Source organism: Caballeronia zhejiangensis, assembly GCF_000698575.1.
Lineage (GTDB): Bacteria > Pseudomonadota > Gammaproteobacteria > Burkholderiales > Burkholderiaceae > Caballeronia > Caballeronia zhejiangensis.
Window position 1 is genome coordinate 53,875 of record NZ_JFHD01000028.1, and the last position, 20,772, is coordinate 74,646.

Here is a 20,772-nt window from a genome sequence, read left to right on the forward strand (position 1 = left end):
GGCAATCGGCATGGCGGACATCAACGATTACGTTCTATTTGCGGAAGTCGTCGGGCATGGAGGCTTCGCGGCGGCGAGCCGCGTCCTGCGCACGCCTAAATCGACGATCAGCCGACGCATCGCCGGGCTCGAAGCGCGGCTCGGCGTGCGCCTGATCGAACGTTCGACGCGCCGCTTTCGCGTGACCGACGTCGGACAGGCGTTCTACGAGCGTTGCCGGACGATCGTGCTCGACGTGCAGCAAGCCGATTCGGTCGTCTCCGAAGCGCTCAGCGAACCGCGCGGCGTGATCCGCTGCAGTTGTCCGCTCGGTCTCATGCCGACTTTGTCGAAGGCATACAACACGTTTCTGACGCGCTTTCCGAAGGCGCGCTTGCAGGTGATCGCCGTGGATCGTCCCGTCGATCTGATCGAGGAACGCATCGACATTGCCATTCGCGTGCGCGTCAGGCTGGACACGGACGCGTCGTTGATCGTGCGGACGCTGGGGCATTCGAGCCGCATTCTGGTGGCCGCGCCCGTCGTCGCGTCGCTTTGCACGAGCGGCGACATTGCGGTGTTATCGACATTGCCGACGCTCGCGACCACCGATCAGATGGGCGAGATCGAATGGCAATTCACCGGACCGGATGGCGCGTCGCATACGATCCGCAGCGAGCCGCGCATGACGTGCGTGGACTATATCTCACTGCGCGATGCGACGATGGCTGGGCTCGGCGTCGCCTTGCTGCCGGATCACGTTTGTCGCGAGCAGGTCGCGAGCGGCGAGCTCGTGCATGTATTTCCGTCGTGGAAAACCGAAACCGGGATCGTCCACCTCGTCTTCACGACCCGTCGCGGGCTGCCGCCTGTCGTCCGCGCGTTCATCGATCATGTGGCGTCCATCTTTCAGCTTTGAATCTCGCTCACGGAATGCGATAGCTGCCGGTCTTCTTGCCGACGTAGTTATATGTCCCTTTGTCCGAGGGCAGGGCGACGACTTGCTGCCAGTCGAACTGACCTTCGATGCCCTTGTATTTTCCCGTGCCCGAGCCGATCGTTCCCTTGCCCTTGGGCGTGCCGCCCTGATACGTGTAGGACTCGATGAACTTGTCGCCGTCCTTGTCCGAATAGACGCAATATCCGGTCGCCGTGCCCGCGCTGAAGCCAGCTTCGACGCAGCGCGCGGTGACGTTTTGCATCAGCGGCGATTTGTTGTTCGTCATCAGGAGCGTGGATTCGAAGAGATACACGGCGTCATCGCCGCTCACGCTGATATTGCGCACATCCGCGCCGGATGCGGTGTACGTGGCTTCGATATTGCCTTGCTTCGGAAGCGTCTGCGCCCAAGCGGCGGATGCGCCTGCCATCAGGCTCAGAACCGGCAACGCAAGGAGTTTCGTTGAACAGGGGAAACGGGTCATGATCAACCTCCAAAATTTTCTTCAGAACATATGGTTCGAGTTCCTAACTAATTCGAGCGAGCTTCGTCGCGGACGGATGCCTTTCGGACGGCGCTTGCACATCCCGTTATAGAAGTTTCAATCTGAAAGGTCCAGCGATTCGTCCGCACCGCTCTGGACGTTCGCGATGAAGCACGAACGTACGCGTTCCGCGCTACGCCGCCCGGCGGCTATGACAAAATCGGCCTCATGAGGCCTCCTTCCCCAACCGTTCCCATCTCGGTCGTCAACGGCTTCCTTTCGGGCGCCGACCGCGCCGCGGTCATCCGGCTCGCGGAACATTCCGGCATTCCGCACGAATTACTCGGCATGCCAGCCGCGCGCGTCACACAGGAGCAGTTTTCGACGCTTTATCGCCTGCTTGCGATGGAACTTGACGACGAGATGCCGGGAATCTTCGCGCGTCCGCTGCGCAACGGCACGCTCAAATTTCTGTGTTTGAGCCTGCTCGACGCGCCGCGTCTGGAGGTCGCGCTGCATCGCTTCGGGCAGTTCTTCCATCTGGTGCTCGATGAATTCCAGCTCGTGTCGCGCCGCGAGGGACCGTATGCGACCGTCGAATTCGTCGCGAATCCCGCTGGACCGCCCGCGAGCGCGCTCGCGCGGGAACTCGTGCTGAAGCTCGTGCACGGCGTCGCGTCGTGGCTGATCCGCGCGAAGATTCCACTCATCGAAGCGGCGTTCGAATTCATGCGGCCCGCGCAGTCCGGCGATCTGCTGTACCTGTTTCCGGGGCCGGTGCGTTTCGGCCGCGACCGCACGCTCATCGCGTTCGATGCGCGCTATCTCGACCGCCCGATCCGTCAGCGCAAATCCGATCTCGACGCGTTTCTTCAGCGCGCGCCGGAGGACTGGATTTTCGTGTCGTTCACGGAAGAGATGGTGTGTCATCGCGTGCGGCAGTGCATCGCGACGGGCCTGCCGTCGACGCCGACCGTCGATGCCGTCGCGCAGCAGTTGCACTATTCGATGCGCACGCTCTGCCGACGTCTCGAAGCCGAGGGCACGACCTTTCAGGCGATCAAGGACGAAGTGCGCCGCGACATCGCGATCCAGCGTCTCACCCGTTCGAACGATGCCATCGCGGCCATTGCATACGACGTCGGCTTCGATAATCCGACCGCGTTTCATCGCGCGTTCCGTCACTGGACCGGCAGCACGCCCGCGGCGTACCGGCAAAGAAAAGGCGAGTGACGCGCCCAAAAGCGGCCGGCGCGTTTGGCAGATTTTGTCAGTGAAAGGGCAGATTCCGGTAGCTAAGGATTTCGGCGGCGTTGATACCATGCATCGCAACACATCAACGTTTGTTTGCCACAGCGCGCGTTTCGTCGAAAGGCTGTGGGCCCAGGAGTCATCGATGAATTACACGCCGCCCGTCAAGGAAATGATGTTTGTCATGGAAGAGCTGGCAGATATTGCAAGCATCAGCCAGCTTCCCGGACTTGCCGATTCGAACGCGGACACAGCGCTTGCCATTCTCGACGAAGGCGCGAAACTCGCCGCCGAAGTCATCGCGCCGCTGAATGCGCGCGGCGACCAGCAGCCGAGCGAGTGGCGCGACGGCGAAGTGACGGCGACGCCCGGTTTCGCCGATGCCTTCCGTCGATACACGGAAGGCGGCTGGCAAGGCATCAGCCATCCGGCCGAATTCGGCGGACAGGGGCTCGCGAAACTGATCGCGTCGCCGTGCATCGAAATGCTGAACGCGTCGAACCTTTCCTTCGCGCTGTGCCCGCTGCTCACCGATGGCGCCATCGAAGCGTTGCTGCTCGCGGGCTCGGACGAACTGAAGGCGCGCTATCTGCCGAAGCTGATCGAAGGCGTCTGGACCGGCACGATGAATCTGACCGAGCCGCAAGCCGGCTCCGATCTCGCGCTCGTGCGTTCGCGCGCCGAACGGCAGGGCGACGGCACCTACAAGGTGTTCGGCACCAAGATTTTCATCACCTGGGGCGAGCACGACATGGCCGAGAACATCGTCCATCTCGTGCTGGCGCGCACGCCGGACGCGCCCGAAGGCGTGAAAGGCATCTCGCTGTTCGTCGTGCCGAAGTTCCTCGTCAACGACGACGGCAGCCTCGGCGCGCGCAACGACGTGCATTGCGTGTCGATCGAGCACAAGCTCGGCATCAAGGCGAGCCCGACCGCCGTGCTCCAGTACGGCGATAACGGCGGCGCGACCGGCTATCTCGTCGGCGAAGAGAATCGCGGCCTCGAATACATGTTCGTGATGATGAACGCGGCGCGCTTCGGCGTCGGTTTGCAGGGCATCGCGCTGTCCGACGCCGCTTATCAGAAGGCCGCCGACTATGCGAAGGAACGCGTGCAGAGCCGTCCCGTCGATGGTTCGAGCGCGGGTTCCGTCGCGATCATCCGTCATCCCGACGTGCGGCGCATGCTCGGCACGATGCGCGCGATGACCGAAGGCGCGCGTGCGCTCGCCTACGTCGCGGCCGCGCACGCGGATATCGCCCATCATCACGACGACGCCGACACGCGCGCCCGCCATCTCGCGCTCAACGAATTCCTCGTGCCGGTCGTGAAAGGCTGGAGCACCGAAATGGCAAACGACGTGACGAGCCTCGGCGTTCAGGTTCACGGCGGCATGGGTTTCATCGAGGAGACCGGCGCGGCGCAGCTCTATCGCGACGCGCGCATCCTCGCGATCTACGAAGGCACGACGGCGATTCAGGCGAACGATCTCGTCGGCCGCAAGACGCTGCGCGATCGCGGCGCGACGGCGCAGGTGCTGCTCGCGCAGATCGACGAGACGCTCGACGCTCTGAAATCCGTCGATGCCGGCGATGCCGCGCGCGTTTTCGATTCGATGCATCGCCGTCTCGCCGATGGCCGCGACGCGCTCGCGAACGTCGTCGCCTACGTGCTCGAATCCGCGAAGCGCGATCCGAACGCGGTGTTCGCGGGCAGCGTGCTGTATCTGAAGCTCGCGGGCATCGTGTTGTCGGGCTGGCAGATGGCGCGCGCGCTGCTCGTCGCGCAAGCCAGACGGGCCGACGATCCGGCGTTCCACGGCGCGAAGATCGCGACCGCGCACTGCTTCTCCGAATACGTGCTGACGCAGGCGCGCGCGCTGGAAACCGCGATCGTCTCGGCGCACGGCGACGATCCGCTGTTCACATTGAGCGAGGCGCAATTCTGACGCCTGCGCGCGAAATCAACAGGAGCGATGCAATGCGTGAAGTAGTGGTGGCAAGCGGCGTGCGAACTGCGATCGGCGACTTCGGCGGCAGCCTGAAGGATTTCTCTCCGACGCAACTCGGCGCGATGATCGTGCGCGAAACGCTTCAGCGCGCGAACGTCGCGGGCGACGACGTCGGTCACGTCGTCTTCGGCAATGTCGTGCATACGGAACCGAAGGACATGTATCTCGCGCGCGTCGCGGCGATCGACGGCGGCGTCGCGCAGCACGTTCCGGCGCTGACGGTGAACCGGCTGTGCGGATCGGGCTTGCAGGCCATCGTATCGGCTGCGCAGACGATCATGCTCGGCGACGCGGACATCGCGATCGGCGGCGGCGCGGAATCCATGAGCCGCGCGCTGTACGCGTTGCCGGGCGCGCGCTTCGGGCAGCGCATGGGCGACGGCAAGCTCGTCGACATGATGCTCGGCGCGCTGCACGATCCCTTTCAGACAATCCACATGGGCGTGACGGCGGAAAACGTCGCGCGCAAATACGGCATTTCCCGCGAGGCGCAGGATGCGCTCGCGCTCGAATCGCATCGCCGTGCGGCGCGTGCGATCGCGGAAGGCCGTTTCGGCGAGCAGATTCTGCCGATCACCGTGCGCGCGAAAAAAGGCGATGCCGTCTTCGACACCGACGAGCACGTCCGCCACGACGCGCGCCCGAGCGACTTCGAAAGCCTGAAGGCCGTGTTCGTCAAGGAGAACGGCACGGTGACGGCCGGCAACGCATCGGGCATCAACGACGCGGCGGCGGCCGTGCTGCTGATGGAGCGTGGCGAAGCCGAGCGGCGCGGCGCGAAACCGCTCGCGCGGCTCGTGTCCTACGCGCACGCGGGCGTCGATCCGGCGTATATGGGCATCGGTCCCGTGCCCGCGACGCGCAAGGCGCTGGAACGGGCGGGTCTGTCCGTCGATCAGCTCGATGTCGTCGAGGCCAACGAAGCGTTCGCCGCGCAGGCGTGCGCGGTGACGAACGAGCTCGGACTCGATCCGCGCAAGGTGAATCCGAACGGTTCGGGCATTTCGCTCGGGCATCCGGTCGGCGCGACGGGCGCGCTCATCACGGTGAAGGCGCTTTATGAACTGAAGCGCATCGGCGGGCGTTACGCGCTCGTCACGATGTGCATCGGCGGCGGTCAGGGCATCGCGGCGATCTTCGAAAATCTTCAGTGAATCAGCCGAACGCGGGGACGACCTGCAGGAGCGGCTCGGGCTTCACCGCGATCTCGCCGGAGAATGGGCGGTCGTGCGAGAGAATCAGCAGCATGGTCGTCGCGAGACTCGCGCAGAAGAGCCCGATCGCGACGGCCGATGTCAGCCGGTTTTCGCCATGAACGAGCGCGATCGCGAAGACGAGACACACGGCGAGAAAGCCGAGGCACAGCCATTTGATGCCGCTGACTTCGGACCGGCTCACCAGAATGCGCTCGCGGCGCGCTTCGAGCGCCCATTCCAGCGATACCGCTACCTGCCGCTGCGCGGTCTGCTGTCCGGGGGTTATCGCGGGCAGGGCGAGCGCGAACTGAAGCGCCTTGTTCAGCGTCGGCGGACTGATTTTCAGCGTGACCGCGCCTTGCGCCATCATCGGCCATTCCGTATTGACGGTGTATTCGATGTATTCGCGGATCAGCTTGCGCAACTGGATCTGCGCGTCTGGCGGAAAAGCGGCGGACAGCACGACGACGGATCGCAGCGCGCCGGCTTCGGCATCGACGGCGCCGTTGGCGCGCGCGGTGTCGTTCCAGACCTGCGCGGCGGTGAACGCGATGAGCAAGCCGAAGATGACGCCGATCGGCGAAAGCAGGCCCGGCGAAAGCGTCGTGAAGGCGCGCCGATGCGCGCTGGCCGCGAGCCGGCCCGTTACGAAGTGGATCGCCGCCCCCGCGACGCCCGTCGCGCCGAATACCACGAGCGTCATCTGCCAAAGCGGAAGGTTATGCAACCAGGTGCTCGTCATCGGATGCGCTCCGTGGACCCGAACGGAGCACATTAAATCACAGTCGATGGGGGGCTTCGAAGGTGCCCGTGCGCATTTCGCCGCTGGGCTGATAGCGGGTGATAGCCGCTTCCGAACGTCAGCACATTCGCGGCGCGCGGAAATCGACGCGGCGGTGAGTGCGGGCCACGCGCTAGCGAATTTTCTGTTGGCGGTCGAGTTCGCCGAGGTTCGCGAAGAATTCGTCGCCGTCGACGTGGTCAGCGCGATCGATTTGCGTATGCCCGATGGCAAGGATATCCAAGAGCGCGTTCGTTATTTGCGCGGTCGCGCCGCTTTGCGCCGCTTCGCTCTCAAGATTGATCGTCGGTTTCATGGGGTCGGCTATGTTCACGGTCAATTCAGTCAAGGAATGAACAACCGAATCTCGACCATATTCAGTCCCGCAGCAACGCGATTCCGCCCAAAATCGCCCCACTCACCGCCCGAGCCCGCTCGCCGCGATCTGCTGCTCGACATACTGCGCGAAGAGCGCGTGCATGCGCGTCGTCGGATGCAGTTCGTCGGCGAACATGTACGTCTGGTCCGCGTTCGACGTCACGTAGGTCGCCGGCGAGCACAGCAGCGACGTATCGTGCGGCGTCTTCGACGGATCGCACGCCTGCGCCGTGTTCGACACGGTGAATCCGTTGGCCTGATAGTTCGCGATGGTCTGCGTCGTCCACGTATAGGAATCGACGACGATGACCTTGCCTTGCAGCCCGTTCGTCTGCAACGCCGAGGTCAGCGTCGCATTGAAAAGCTGCGACAGTTGCGTGAGGTTGCCGCCGCCATCGGACTGGCGGAGGCCATCGGGCGAGAGTCCGATATTCGGCACGTTCACCACCACCACATGCGTGGCTCCGCTCTGCACGATCTTGCCGACGAGTTGCGCGAGCGTCGTCGCGGCGGTCTGCACGGTCGTGTTGGCGGCGGGCGGCGTGCCCGCGCGCAGAACATCGTTCGCGCCGGCCCAAACGAGCACGAGCTGATTCGAATTGAAACTTCCGTGCGACGACAGATAGCTCGAAATCTGCTGATTGACCGGCATTTCGATATCGCCGATCACATCGGTCAGGAACTGGTTCTGATCGGCCGGCGTGGCGACCGTGGAACCGCCTTGCGCGTAGCCCAAACCGCTTTGCGGCTTCAACTCGTGTCCGAGGTCGATCGTGAATGCCGCCGTCAGCGTGTCGCCGTAATACTGCGCGACATTCTGCGTCCAGACCTGGCCCGGATTGGTCGTGAAGCGCCCGCCTTTGACCGCGCTCGCGATGGGCGCGTACGTGCCGACATCCGACAAGCTGTCGCCGAACGCGACGACCTGCAGCTTCACGCCGCCCGCCGGCGCGGACGGACTCGTTCCGCCCGAGTCGCTATCGCTGCCGCTGCCGCCGCCGCATGAGGTAAGCAGTGCAATCAGCACGGCAGAAATTGCGCGGCGAATGCCGGGCGTGATTCCGATCTGGCGCATCGCTCCTCCGTCTCATCCTTGTCCGGGGCGGCTTCGCGCGCGTCGACGGAATGTCGTCCGGCGAGGAAGAACTCGCGGCTCCGGGTATCGATGGCAACGTCAAGCAAGAAAGATGCGCTTCCCACTCCAGCGTCAGTAACCCGCTTATTCCGTCCCGCAGTCGTTGCAGGTGTTGTCGATGTACCTCGCCGGTTTGCCGTGCGTGGGCGGGCTGATCTGCATATAGCCGCCATCCAGGATGTTGTGACGCACGACGTTCCCGCTATAGTCGACGCCGCCTTCGCCATTCGCCCCGCCCGTGATGTTGCCCCCGTTGACCATGCGGTTGCATTCGAGCACGTTGCCGCCGGTGTCCTGCGTGGCGTCGTTGTTCTCGGGGCCCATGCGGCAGTTGTCGGCGAGGTTATAGGCCACGCGCCCGTTCACCGAGCCGACGAGCGCGATGCCGTACAGCGGGCAGTTGGCGAACGAGTTGAACATCAGCACGGCGCCGGTGCCGCCGCCCTGGCCTTCGGTCTGGAACATAGACTGGCCGAAGAAATCGCGGAAGCTGTTGCCCGCGAGGACGAAGTTGTCGACCGCGCCATTGGTCTGGACGGGAATGTCGTATTCGCCGGGGCGATCCCATTCGCGGATACGCGTCGGATTCGCGCCCACGAAGTTGCAGCCGACGAGACTGTTGCCCGTCGACGGCCCTTCGTAATTGAACATGTTGCCGTTGTTGCGGATCGTCTTCCTGAGCGTCACGCCCGGCTCGCACTGTAGATGCCGGTTGCTGGCCGTGACGACGACCGTGTGATTGAGCAGATACGTGCCGGCGGGCACCAGCACATCGCCGGCATCGATGGCGGCCTGGAACGCCTTGGTGTCGTCGGTCTTGCCGTCGCCGGCCGCGCCGAAATCCTTCGGGCTGCGCGGATCGACGAGCTTCGGCGGCGTGAACGACGTCAGCGGACAACTCGGCGTCGCCGGGACCGGCGAACTCGTGAGCGTGGCGCGATGCGCGCCGCCGTAGTTCTCGTTCCTCAGCCGATGCCACCAGCGCACGAAGGTTTGCCAGTTCAGCCGGTTCAGAACCCGGCCATCGTCCCAGACTGCGTAGACCGTCTGCACATGCTGCGTCACGCGTGGCGTGTTTATCGCGAGCACGGAAACAACAATCATTATTACAACAACCCAAATGGATTTCTTCATTTGCCTTCCGTACGCGCATTGAGATTCACGATGACGAGGCTCCGATGACGCCGCGCGCAGCCGCCACTCTCGCACGTTATGAACGTGGACTTCTGCACGGTAGCGCACCCGGCAAGCGCGCAAACTGCCCGGGCGTGCCAGCATGACCGTGCAGAATCGCGGGGTTCGCGCATGGCATCGGCGCGCGCCGTGCTGTGGCGAACAGTTCGCGCATGCCGTTTGATGCACTCTCCCCCGGTGCGCAAGCAAGCATCCGTCTTGCGCGGATCGAGGTCAATTTGCCGGAGGGAGAGTGCTGACCGCAACAGTGCAATCGCTAAGAGAACGTCTGCTCGGGGTTCATCAGGATCACAAGCGCATCGCGAGGAGCGCCTTCGTCCTGCTGCTGTTCGTTCTTGCCGGGAAGCTGATCGGCGCATCGAAGGAAATGGCGATCGCGTATCGATACGGCGTCAGCGGCACCGTCGATGCCTATCAGCTCGCGCTCACGATCATCACCTGGCTGCCCGCGACGATCACGAATCAGTTGAGCGTGCTGCTCGTGCCCGCGCTCGTCGCGCTCAGGAACGACAAGCACCGGCAGAACCAGCTTCTCAGCGAGCTCGAGGGCGCGGGGCTTGCCATCGGCATCGTGGTATCGCTGCTGCTGTATTTTTTGTGGCCGCACATGGTCGGTCTCTTCGCCGGAACGCTCTCCGAATCGACGCGCGAAATGTGCCGGCAGATGGTCGTCGGGATGACGCCGGTCGGCGTGCTGGCCTTCACGATCTGCATTTCGGCGGCGCGGCTCCAGGCATCCGAAAGGCACATCAACACGCTGCTGGAATGCGTGCCGGCCATCGCGCTGCTGGTGTTCGTGCTGAGCGCGCGCAACAACACGTCGATCATGCCGCTCATCGTCGGCACGACGATCGGCATCGTGATTCAGGCCGTGTGGCTGCGCATCCTCGCCCGGCGCGCCGATGGCGTGCCCGCGCGCCCGCGTCTCTCCGTGCGCGCGCCGCATTGGCCGGGCATGACGCGCTCGCTCGGCATGTTGCTGATCGGCTCGGTGGTGGCGAACCTGTGGCTTCCCGTCGATCAATACTTCATGGCGCATATGGGCGATGGCGCCATCGCGACGCTCGGCTACGCGAACCGGCTGCTGTCGCTGCTCGTGAGCATGGGCGCGATCGCGATCAGTCGGGCGACCTTGCCGATTCTTTCGGAAATCCTGCATCGCGGCGATCACGCGCGGGCGCGCAGCACGGCGCGCAAATGGTCGTTCGTGATGCTGGGCGTGGGAACGGTCGGCGCGATGATCGCCTATGCGCTTGCGCCGTACGCGATCAAGCTGCTGTTCCAGAAGGGCGCGTTCACGAGCGAGGACACGATCGCGGTCACGAGCCTGTTCCGCTGCGGGCTTTCGCAGATTCCGTTTTCGTTCGGGATGTGCGTGCTCATTCAGTCGTTCGCGAGCGAGGCGCGCTACAAGGCGATCACGGTCATTTCCGTGCTGGGATTCGCGACCAAGCTAGCGGCCACGGCGATTCTGATCCGCTTTTTCGGATCGCAGGGCGTGCTGCTCGGGACCGGCGTGGGCGCGGCGAGCGTCTTCATCTGCTACTTCTTCCTCACCAGCTTCGCGCCGACCGCTACCGCACCGCGTTCCGATAGCCAGTGATTCATCGGCAGTCAGCCGCTCCGTTCGCGCGAGCGGCTGACCCGCTGGCAAGTCCTACGCGCCCCGCACCATCACGCCATGACCGCGACGCTGCATTTCGGTGTCGTCCTCGGCGCTGTAGTCGCGGTCGAGCGCGGCAGCCGCCGCATACACGCCCGGTTCCTCGATGACGCCCGCATGGTTGCCCGGCACTTCCGCGACCGTCAGCCCACGGCGCGCAATCTTGCGCCAGAGCGGCAGCGGATCGCCCCGGTCTTCCTCGCGCGACGCGGCCCGTACGTAGACGATCGGGCCGCCTTCGTACGGCTTCGGCCGATAGTTGTTCATCGCGGCGCGGAACGTGTCGCGCATGCGCCGCAAAACCGGCGGCATCGGATCGGCGGATGCGACTTGCGCCGGCGTCTGCGGCACGCGGCCGAGGCGCATCGCCAGCTTGTTCCCGGCGGCCGACAACTTCGCGCCCGCAAAACCGACGCGTTCGCGCGGCGACATCCGCGCGAGCGTCTTCCATAGACGGCTCGCGTAATCGCGGCGGAATTCGAGCAGCGCGAACCACGGCAGCCAGCGTTCCTGCACGTAGGTGTCGAGCAGACACACGAACTCTGTCTGCTCGCCTGCGCCGAACAACTGCTGCGCGATTTCGAGCGCGACCAGTCCGCCGAACGAGAATCCGGCGAGCGCATACGGGCCGTTCGGCTGAACCTTGCGAATCTGCTCGACGTAAGTCTTCGCCATGTCCTCGACGCGGCGTTGCGGCGCCGTCTCGCCATCGAGCCCGAGCGCCTGAAGGCCGTACACCGGGCGCTCCTTGCGCATATTGCCGATCAGGCGCGTGCATTCGAGCACCGATCCCGTCACGCTATGCACGAGGAAGAGCGGGACGCCTTCGCCTTCGCGCATCGGCACGAGCACTTCCGATGTCTGCGGCAGCGCGCCGTTGTCGATGACATCGGCGAGCTTCGCGATGGTCGGCGCGCGCAACATCGTCGAGAGCGGGATTGGCCGTCCGATGATCGGTTGCAGTTCCGCCAGCAGACGCGCCGCAAGCAGCGAATGTCCGCCGAGTTCGAAGAAATTGTCGTCGCGAGCGATCGGGGCGAACGCGAAGAGTTGCTCCCATTTCGTCTGCAACAGCCGCTCCAGTTCCTCGCGCGTCGCGTAGCTCTGCGGCACGTCGCCGGATCGCGGCTGCAACGCGGGATGATGACGGATCGCATCGAGCGATGCCGGATTGCGCAGCGCGGCGGCGTTGGTCACATCGAGCCCGTTGACGGCATTGCGCACTGCGGCTTCCGTCAGCTTGCCGCTATGCGTGACCGGCAGATCGTCGACGGCCGCGATCACGTCGGGGACATGGGCGGCGGACGTGCGGCTCACGAGATCGCGCCGGATGCGCGCGATCAGCGTGCCGGTGAGCCGCGCGCCGGCTTTCAGCGTCACGAGCAGCACGAGCCGTTCGCCGACCGGATTGCCGGGCGCATCGGCATCGGCATCGGCGGCGCGCACGCGCTGCTGAACGACGATGCCCTCCCGAATCTCGGGAATGTCGTTGAGCACGCGATAGATCTCGCCCGGCCCGACATTGATGCCGCGCACGACGAGCACGCCGTCGCTGCGTCCGTGCAGACGCGCCGTGCCTTCCGGCGGAAACTCGATCTGATCGCCGTGCGTCCACACGCCCGCATTGGCGCTGAAATACGCCTTGTGAAAGCGCTCGCCGTCCGGATCGTTGAGAAATCCGAGCGGGCGCGACGGGAACGGGTTCACGCACACCAGATCGCCGACGCCTTGCGTGCGCGCGCCGTCGCGCCACGCCTGCACATCGAACGCGAGGCTCTTGCATTGCGCCTCGCCCGCATAAACCGGCAGGTCCGGGTTGCCGAGCACGAAGCAGCCGAGGATGTCGGTGCCGCCGGAAATCGACTGCAATCGCAGCGGCTTCACGTTGTCGCGGACCCATTCGAACTGCGCGTCGAAGAGGATCGCGCCGGTGGACATCATCGCGTGAAGGCCGCCCAGATCGAATTCGCGCGACGGCACGAGCCCGGCGTCCTCGCACATCTTCAGATACGCGGGACTCGTGCCGAACACGTTGACGCGTTCTTCGGCGACGAGCCGCCACAACGTATCGACCGATGCGATCGGCCCGTCATAGGTAACGATTTCGACGCCCGACGCGAGCGCCGACAACTGCCAGTTCCACATCATCCACGCGCAACTCGTGTGGAAGAACATGCGGTCGCCCGGCCGGAGATCGCAATGCAGCCGATGCTCCTTCAGATGCTCGATGAGGCTCCCGCCCGCGCCGTGCACGATGCATTTGGGCTTGCCGGTCGTGCCGGACGAGAACATCACGAAGAGCGGGTGATTGAAGTTAAAGCGCTTCCATTCGACCCGCGCCGGATCGCCGGCCGCGAGCAGCGCGTCCAGCGAGTTGACGGGCGGCGCGGCGTGCACGGCCGACGGATCGCCATCGAGACTGACGATGCCCGCAAGCGTTGGGAGCGCGTCGGCGAGCATCGATATCTTCTTGTCGAGCGGCGTGCCGGTGTCGAACGGCTTGGCGGCGGTATGCGCGAACAGGAAGCGCGGTTCGAGTTGCGTGAAGCGGTCGAGCAGCGTTTCGATGCCCATTTCCGGCGCGGCGGTGGACAGCGTCGCGCCGATCGCGGTCACGGCGAGCGCGGTGACGATCGCATCGGCGTCGTTGCGCATCACGCCCGCGACGCGGTCGCCTTCGCGCAGGCCGAGTTGCGTGAGCGCGTCGGCGAGACGAGCCACGCGCGCACGCAATTCGCCGCGCGTAAAGCGCACGCGGCGGCCATCGGCGTGACAGGCGGTGAGCGCGGGCGAATCCGCGGGCGCAATCGAGAAGCCGAGCAGATTCTCAGCGTAATTGAGCGTGACGTCGGGAAAGAACCGCGCGTGTTCGCAACTATCGCCGACGCATACCGGCTCGGCTTTGCCCGACCACGTCAATCCCGGCGTCCATTGCAGAAAGGACTTCCAGAAGCCGCGGTAATCGCGGATCGAGAAGTCGTGTAACTCGCTAAAGTCTTTTAATGGCTGGCCGGATTGCGCTCGCAGCGCCGCGGTGAATGCGGATATCTGCGATGGTGTGGTTTGGACGGTTTCCTGGACAAAAATCGGCAGACGCGACCTCGCCTCGCCGAGCGATTCCGAACGATCCATGAAGTGGCTCCCTCAGCAGTTATGGCAATACCTTTGGGCACTCGGTTTGCCTTCTTTTTTTAAATCTCTGGATTGTCTGCGGCGCTTTTTCGCGCTCTCGAATAGGTCCGATTCCGGCGGACATGTGCCATCGACGATTAAGCGTATCCAGACAGATCGCCCGGTAATGTGCGGAGAGAAACACAAGTCGTTCGCTGATTAATGAAGCGCGTTGGGAGTCGGTAGGAATGACGCGAATCGTCGGCTGGTCATGCCATATTATTTAATCAGGGGCTGAAGAGTTAATTCGCGACCTCGCGCGACCGAAACAATGCGATTTGCGATGCGTGAATTCGACACGCTTATAAACATCGAATAACCGGTATGCGTGGCATTCCTAATTGGAAAGATTATGAAAGATTCGTGATGCTATTCGTCAGGCCGCCGTAAGTGTGTGCGGTTCCTGCTGCTCTAAGATGATGCACGCAACGATATTTCCAGCACGGACAATAAGCGTCGTGCATCATGTCATGTCGCCTGAAAAAATACTCCGAACGCAACATGCATTTTCCGGCAAGAAGAAAGTTCATTGCCCTCGCGCTGGCGGCATGCGTGGGCGGCGTCATAGCGGCGCGCGCGCTCGAACACGATAGCGAACGAGCCGACGGTATCGCGTACGGCACGGATCCGCGCGAGCGGCTCGACGTCTATGCACCCGATTCGGGCACGCCGGGGAATCGCCCGGTCGTCGTGTATTTCTACGGCGGAGGCTGGCAAAGCGGCCATCGCAAGGACTCGCGCAATATTGCCGAGGCGCTCGCCGCGCACGGCATCGTGACCGTCGCGCCGGATTACCGCATTTATCCGCAAGCCGTTTTCCCCGGCTTTCTCGATGACGCCGCCGCCGCCGTGCGCTGGGCACGCGATCACGCGCACGAATACGGCGGCGATCCCAATCGCATCTTTCTGATGGGGCATTCCTCCGGCGCGCACTTGGCCTCGATGCTCGCAACCGATCCGCGCTATCTCGCCACGCAAGGCATCGCGAATACTTCGCTGCGCGGGATGATCGGACTCGCCGGCCCCTACGCCGCGATCCCGACGAGCGATCCCCACATGGACGAGATCTTTCCGGCGGCGTTGCGCGCGGGTGCGTTGCCGATCGCGTTCATATCGGGAGACGAACCGCCGATGCTGCTCGCCGCAGGCACGGCCGACACCGATGTCGATCCGCGCAACAGCGATCGCTTCGCGGAAGCGCTGCGCGCGCATCATGACGCTGTCGTGCTGAAGAAATACGCGGGATACGGCCACGACACGATCATCGACACGTTCTCGGCGTCGCGCCGCAAGGATTCGCCCGTTCTCGCCGACGTCGTCGCGTTCATCGGCGCGCATTGAACGAGGCCGCGTCGGTTCGCCGCACGCGTGCTCCGGTGGATTGCTTGATGCAAGTCAATCGAGGATCGCGCAGCGCTCCTTAGAGTGATTCAGGACGCGTATGCGCGACCTTATTCATCGACCTCCGGAGCACATGATGCAAGCACGCGATGTAATGACTTCCCCTGTCGTTTCCGTCACGCCCGAAACGAGAGTGCATGACCTGGCGCGGCTCCTGGTGCAGCACCGCATCAGCGCTGCGCCCGTCGTCGATCAGGATGAGCGCGTCGTCGGCATGATCAGCGAAGGCGATCTGCTTCATCGCGAGGAAATCGGCACCGAGAAACGCAACCGCCGCTCGTGGTGGCTCGACATGCTCGGCTCCGATGGCGGCGCGGCCGACTACATCAAGTCGCATGCCCCGACGGTCGGCGAGATCATGACGCGCGAACCCATCTGCGTCAAAGAGGACACGTCGCTGGCCGATATCGCCGCGGTGCTCGAAAGCCATCACATCAAGCGCGTGCCGGTGCTGCGCGATGGCCGCCTCGTCGGCATCGTCAGCCGCTCGAATCTGGTGCAGGCGCTGGCGTCGGCGCTCGCCGTCGAAGCCGCGCCCGAGGCGCTCGCCAGCGATGCCGAAATCCGCGCCATGCTGATGGGCGATCTCGCTGGACGCGGCTGGGCGTTTCCGGGGCGCAATATCGTCGTGCGCGATGGCGTCGTGCATTTGTGGGGCACGGTGTGGTCGAGGGATCAGCTCGATGCCATGCGTATCGCGTCGCAAAGCATTCCGGGCGTGAAGCGCGTCGAGGATCACACGATTCCTTATCCGATCATGCCGGGGCTGTGAAAGTCCAAAGCCGATCAACGACAGGCGCGTCGCGGCGTAAGTCGTCTCGATCGGCCGATTTCTCCCACTATCCGGGACGACCCGAATTGCCGCGAACGGGCATCCGGTCCTACTATCGAATCCCGCTGCTATCGCGGCCAGAGGTACCCCCGGGTCATGCGTCCGAAGCGCATGCCTACATCAGCTAATCAAACGATGGGGAGACAGGTATGCTCAGCGCACACGAATTCGCAACCCTCATGCTCGTCAAGGATGCCGCCGATCAGATCATCGACCGGCACGAGCTCGACACGCTTCTCGAACGTCAACTGATCGCGATGGAACAACTCGTGAGCGGCGCGCAACTGCCGCGCATCACGGAAGATGGCGATTGGCTGCTGCGCGCCGTGCGGCGCACTCACTGAGTCGTCGGGACGTGTGCAGACATACTGAGTCACGTCGGTACGCATCGGCCTGACCGCACTATCGATATCACGATTTCTCGTTTAGCCCGCGAGGCATGCGTTGTTAGCATTGGCATCGGTAAAGATGCCTTCGCTCAACGAGGAAACACGCATGTCCGACCGCAAGAACACGCCTTCCATTCCCGCGCGCCGTCGCACGCTCTTCACGCTCGCCGCGCTCGGTGCGGGGCTGTCGGGCGGGCTCGCCACGCGCATCGCGCAAGCCGCCGATGCGCCGAAGACCTTGCGTATTGGCTATCAGAAGTACGGCAACTTCGTCGTGCTCAAGGCGCGCGGATCGCTCGACAAACGCCTTGCGGCGCAAGGCGTCACGGTGCAATGGCTCGAATTCCCGGCCGGGCCGCAACTGCTCGAGGGACTCAATGCGGGCGCGGTCGATATCGGCACGGTAGGCGAGACGCCGCCGATCTTCGCGCAGGCGGCGGGCGTCGACTTCGTGTATATCGGCCACGAGCCGCCCGCGCCGCACGCCGAGGCGATCGTCGTGCCGAAGGATTCGACTATCCGTTCGGTCGCGGAATTGCGCGGCAAGAAAGTGGCGCTGAATAAAGGATCGAATGTTCACTATCTGCTCGTCGAGGCGCTCAAAAAAGCGAATCTCACGTGGTCGGATATTCAACCGGTCTATCTCGCGCCCGCCGATGCGCGCGCCGCGTTCGTGCAGGGCAGCATCGACGCATGGGCGATCTGGGATCCGTATCTCGCCGCCGCCGAAAAGCAGGCGAACGCGCGTCAACTGACCGACGCAGAAGGCATCGTGCGCAACGTGCAGTACTACCTCGCGACGCGCAAGATCGCGGCGGCGCAGCCGCAACTCGTGCATGCGGTGCTCGAAGAGCTGGATCAGGTCGATCGCTGGGCGCGCGACAACGTCTCCGCCGTGGCGGCGCAATTGTCGCCGCTCGTCGGGCTCGATACCGGCATCCTCGAAACGGCGTTGAAACGCACGTCGTACGGCGTGCAGCCGATCGATCCAGCCACGCTCGCGTACCAGCAGCAGATCGCCGATACCTTCACGAGCCTCAAGCTCATCCCGAAGAAGCTCGACGTGACCGAAGCGCGCTGGAACGTTGCCTGACGCGGCGACCGGCGTTAGCACGATCACGCACATCCTTAGCGCGAATCGATGGTTCAGCCGCGCGCGACGCGTCGTTAGACTCGTTCGAGCGCCGCTGCATTCCTGCGCGCGGCAAGCCCTCTCTCAGACACGACGAACATGAATGTTTTCTGGTTCATCCCCACGCACGGCGACAGCCGCTATCTCGGCACGTCGCAAGGCGCGCGCGCCGCGAATTACGATTACTTCCGTCAGATCGCGGTAGCCGCCGATACGCTCGGCTACGAAGGCGTGCTGCTGCCCACGGGCCGTTCCTGCGAGGACGCGTGGGTGGTCGCGTCGAGCCTCATTCCCGCGACGAAGCGCCTCAAGTTTCTCGTCGCGATTCGCCCTGGCCTGAGCTCGCCGGGATTGTCGGCGCGCATGGCATCGACGTTCGACCGGCTCTCGAACGGGCGTCTGCTCATCAACGTCGTGACGGGCGGCGATCCGACCGAACTCGCGGGCGACGGCGTCTTTCACGATCACGACACGCGCTACGAAATCACCGACGAATTCCTCACGATCTGGCGCGGCCTGCTCGAACAGTCGCACGACAACGGCAGCTTCGATTTCGACGGCAAGCATCTGCAATCGCAGGGCGGCAAGGTGCTGTATCCGCCGGTGCAGAAGCAGCATCCGCCGCTGTGGTTCGGCGGTTCGTCGGCGGCGGCGCACGATATCGCGGCGAAGCACATCGACACGTATCTCACGTGGGGCGAGCCGCCCGCGGACGTCGAGAAGAAGCTCGCCGATATCCGCAGCCGCGCGAAAGCGGAAGGGCGCGACATCAAGTTCGGCATTCGCCTGCATGTGATCGTGCGCGAGACCGAAGAGGAAGCATGGGCCGACGCCGACAAACTCATCAGCAAGCTCGACGATGAAACCATCCGCCGCGCGCAGGCCTCGTTCGCGAAGATGGATTCCGAAGGCCAGCGACGCATGGCCGCGTTGCACGGCGGCAGCCGCGACAAGCTGGAGGTGTATCCGCATCTGTGGGCGGGCGTCGGGCTCGTGCGCGGCGGAGCGGGCACCGCGCTCGTCGGCAATCCGGAGCAGGTCGCCGGGCTGATGAAACAGTACGCGGAACTCGGCATCGATACGTTCATCCTGTCGGGTTATCCGCATCTTGAAGAGTCGTATCGTTTCGCCGAACTGGTGTTTCCGCTTCTGCCGCGCAAGCAGCGCGAGCAGGCGAGCGGGCCGCTCTCGGGGCCGTTCGGGGAAGTCATCGGCACGTCGGAATTGCCGCGCGCATCGGCATCATGAAACTGGCATTCATTGCCCGCCGCGCGCTGCCGTGGCTCGTGCCGTTGATGATCCTCATCGCTTGGGAAAGCGCCGCGCGCACGGGCGGACTGTCGTCGCGCGTGCTGCCCGAACCGCTCGCGGTGGTGAAGGCGGCGTGGGCACTGATCGAATCCGGCGATCTGTGGGCCAACGTCAAGGTCAGCGCGGGCCGCGCGCTCGCGGGCTTCGCGATGGGCGGCGGAATCGGCTTCGTGCTCGGTCTCGCGACGGGTCTTTTCAAGCCCGCCGAAATCGCGCTCGACTCGACCGTGCAGATGATCCGCAACATCCCTGCGCTCGCGATGATTCCGCTCTTGATCCTGTGGTTCGGCATCGGCGAGGAAGCGAAGCTCGTGCTCGTCGCGCTGGGCGTGTTCTTTCCGGTCTACGTCAACACGTATCACGGCATCCGCTCGGTCGATCGCGACCTGATCGAGATGGCGAGAAGCTACGGCTTGTCCGGCTTCGCGCTGTATCGCGATGTGATTTTGCCGGGCGCGTTGCCGTCGATACTCGTCGGCGTGCGCTTCGCCTTCGGGCTGATGTGGGTGATGCTGATCGTCGCCGAGACCATTTCCGCGCAGTCGGGCATCGGCTACATGACGATGAACGCGCGAGAGTTCCTGCAAACCGATGTCGTGGTCGTCGGCATCCTGCTGTACGCGCTGCTCGGCAAACTCGCCGACATGGCCGCGCGCGCGATCGAACGCGCGACCTTGCGCTGGCATCCGGCGTATCAAACGAAGGCGCAATCATGAATCTGATCGATATCGACACGCTGACGCCCGCGTTCAGGCGCGTCGAAACACATGCGCGCGCGCCGCTCGGCGGGCGCGATATCGCCGTGTCGCTGCGCGGCGTGGAGAAGCGCTTCGGCGAGCGCACGGTGCTGGATCGGCTGGACTTGTCGATCGAGCGCGGCAGTTTCGTATCGATCGTCGGGCGCAGCGGCTGCGGCAAGTCGACGTTGCTGCGGCTCATCGCCGGTCTCGATCAACCGACCGGCGGCATTCTGCAGCGCAACGCCGCCGCGCGATCGGACGAACTGCAAGTGCGGATCATGTTTCAGGACGCGCGTCTCTTGCCGTGGAAGGGCGTGCTCGACAACGTGATGATCGGCCTGCCGCGCGACAAGCGCGACGAAGCCCGCGCGACGCTTGCCGAGGTCGGCCTCGCGGAACGCGAGAAGGACTGGCCGTCGCGTCTGTCGGGCGGGCAGCGTCAGCGTGTGGCGCTGGCGCGCGCGCTCGTGCATCGGCCGGATCTGCTTTTGCTCGATGAACCGCTCGGCGCGCTCGATGCGTTGACGCGCATCGAAATGCAGGGCTTGATCGAGCGTTTGTGGCGTGAACATCGGCTCACCGCGCTGCTGGTCACGCACGATGTGCAGGAAGCGGTGTCGCTCGGCGATCGCATCGTGCTGATCGATGCGGGGCGCATCACGCTCGATACCGACGTCCCGCTGCCGAGGCCGCGCACGCGCACGGCGCCGGGGTTTGCCGAACTCGAGGAACAGGTGCTTTCGCGGGTGCTTCAGCGAGGCTCGACCTGATCCTGGCGTGAGCG

18 protein-coding genes are annotated in these 20,772 nt (G+C 64.2%); 12 read left to right on the forward strand and 6 right to left on the reverse strand.

Annotated elements, in window-relative coordinates:
- Positions 1-10 precede the first annotated feature (10 nt).
- Positions 11-898 (forward strand): LysR substrate-binding domain-containing protein, encoded by an 888-nt coding sequence (locus BG60_RS26775; RefSeq protein WP_008347535.1) that lies wholly within the window; start codon positions 11-13, stop codon positions 896-898.
- A gap of 7 nt (positions 899-905) precedes the next feature.
- On the opposite strand, the gene BG60_RS26780 is transcribed toward BG60_RS26775, so the two are convergent.
- Complete coding sequence (locus tag BG60_RS26780) at positions 906-1,403, reverse strand: hypothetical protein (protein ID WP_051079011.1); 498 nt, start codon at positions 1,401-1,403, stop codon at positions 906-908.
- A 228-nt stretch (positions 1,404-1,631) separates the two neighbouring features.
- On the opposite strand from BG60_RS26780, the gene BG60_RS26785 reads away from it, so the two are divergent.
- The 3 genes from BG60_RS26785 (at position 1,632) to bktB (ending at position 5,819) form a co-directional block, all read left to right on the forward strand.
- Entirely contained in the window at positions 1,632-2,636 is a 1,005-nt protein-coding gene (locus BG60_RS26785) for an AraC family transcriptional regulator (RefSeq protein ID WP_081851888.1), read from the forward strand.
- A gap of 163 nt (positions 2,637-2,799) precedes the next feature.
- Positions 2,800-4,602 carry an acyl-CoA dehydrogenase gene (locus tag BG60_RS26790; RefSeq protein WP_008347544.1) on the forward strand — a complete coding sequence of 601 codons (1,803 nt, stop codon included), beginning with the start codon at positions 2,800-2,802 and terminating at the stop codon, positions 4,600-4,602.
- 32 nt (positions 4,603-4,634) lie between these two features.
- Positions 4,635-5,819 (forward strand): beta-ketothiolase BktB, encoded by a 1,185-nt coding sequence (bktB, locus tag BG60_RS26795; RefSeq protein ID WP_008347546.1) that lies wholly within the window; start codon positions 4,635-4,637, stop codon positions 5,817-5,819.
- A 1-nt stretch (position 5,820) separates the two neighbouring features.
- Here the strand turns inward: bktB and BG60_RS26800 are convergent, their stop codons facing one another.
- From BG60_RS26800 to BG60_RS26815, 4 genes are all read right to left on the reverse strand, one after another.
- A complete protein-coding gene (locus BG60_RS26800; protein ID WP_034473363.1) occupies positions 5,821-6,603 on the reverse strand; it encodes a bestrophin-like domain in 783 nt (260 codons plus the stop codon).
- Positions 6,604-6,775: 172 nt separating this feature from the next.
- On the reverse strand, positions 6,776-7,060 hold the full coding sequence (locus BG60_RS26805; RefSeq protein WP_241484894.1) for a prevent-host-death protein: 285 nt from the start codon (positions 7,058-7,060) through the stop codon (positions 6,776-6,778).
- A complete protein-coding gene (locus BG60_RS26810) occupies positions 7,061-8,095 on the reverse strand; it encodes an SGNH/GDSL hydrolase family protein (protein WP_008347551.1) in 1,035 nt (344 codons plus the stop codon).
- Between the two features lie 144 nt (positions 8,096-8,239).
- Complete coding sequence (locus tag BG60_RS26815) at positions 8,240-9,244, reverse strand: glycoside hydrolase family 55 protein (RefSeq protein WP_235366248.1); 1,005 nt, start codon at positions 9,242-9,244, stop codon at positions 8,240-8,242.
- Between the two features lie 337 nt (positions 9,245-9,581).
- Between BG60_RS26815 and murJ the strand changes: the two genes are divergently transcribed.
- Positions 9,582-10,952: a murein biosynthesis integral membrane protein MurJ gene (murJ, locus tag BG60_RS26820; RefSeq protein WP_008347555.1), complete on the forward strand. Its 1,371-nt coding sequence runs from the start codon at positions 9,582-9,584 to the stop codon at positions 10,950-10,952.
- Between the two features lie 54 nt (positions 10,953-11,006).
- On the opposite strand, the gene BG60_RS26825 is transcribed toward murJ, so the two are convergent.
- The gene (locus BG60_RS26825) at positions 11,007-14,144 is read right to left on the reverse strand and encodes an acetoacetate--CoA ligase (RefSeq protein ID WP_034473365.1); all 3,138 of its coding nucleotides are present in this window, start codon (positions 14,142-14,144) and stop codon (positions 11,007-11,009) included.
- A gap of 540 nt (positions 14,145-14,684) precedes the next feature.
- Here BG60_RS26825 and BG60_RS26830 point away from each other — a divergent pair.
- The 7 genes from BG60_RS26830 to BG60_RS26860 all read left to right on the forward strand — a co-directional run bounded on the left by BG60_RS26830 (position 14,685) and on the right by BG60_RS26860 (position 20,758).
- A complete protein-coding gene (locus BG60_RS26830) occupies positions 14,685-15,524 on the forward strand; it encodes an alpha/beta hydrolase (RefSeq protein WP_033536427.1) in 840 nt (279 codons plus the stop codon).
- 136 nt (positions 15,525-15,660) lie between these two features.
- Entirely contained in the window at positions 15,661-16,356 is a 696-nt protein-coding gene (locus BG60_RS26835; protein ID WP_033536426.1) for a CBS domain-containing protein, read from the forward strand.
- A 209-nt stretch (positions 16,357-16,565) separates the two neighbouring features.
- Positions 16,566-16,760, forward strand: a complete 195-nt coding sequence (locus tag BG60_RS26840; protein ID WP_008347565.1) for a hypothetical protein — start codon at positions 16,566-16,568, stop codon at positions 16,758-16,760.
- 151 nt (positions 16,761-16,911) lie between these two features.
- Positions 16,912-17,898, forward strand: a complete 987-nt coding sequence (locus BG60_RS26845; protein ID WP_008347566.1) for a sulfonate ABC transporter substrate-binding protein — start codon at positions 16,912-16,914, stop codon at positions 17,896-17,898.
- Positions 17,899-18,036: 138 nt separating this feature from the next.
- The gene (gene ssuD, locus BG60_RS26850) at positions 18,037-19,185 is read left to right on the forward strand and encodes an FMNH2-dependent alkanesulfonate monooxygenase (protein ID WP_008347568.1); all 1,149 of its coding nucleotides are present in this window, start codon (positions 18,037-18,039) and stop codon (positions 19,183-19,185) included.
- Positions 19,182-19,964, forward strand: a complete 783-nt coding sequence (gene ssuC / locus BG60_RS26855) for an aliphatic sulfonate ABC transporter permease SsuC (protein WP_008347569.1) — start codon at positions 19,182-19,184, stop codon at positions 19,962-19,964. The genes ssuD and ssuC overlap by 4 nt, the downstream gene beginning before the upstream one ends.
- Positions 19,928-20,758 (forward strand): ATP-binding cassette domain-containing protein, encoded by an 831-nt coding sequence (locus BG60_RS26860; protein ID WP_404989963.1) that lies wholly within the window; start codon positions 19,928-19,930, stop codon positions 20,756-20,758. Before ssuC ends, BG60_RS26860 begins: the two co-directional genes overlap by 37 nt.
- The last annotated feature ends 14 nt before the right edge of the window (positions 20,759-20,772 follow it).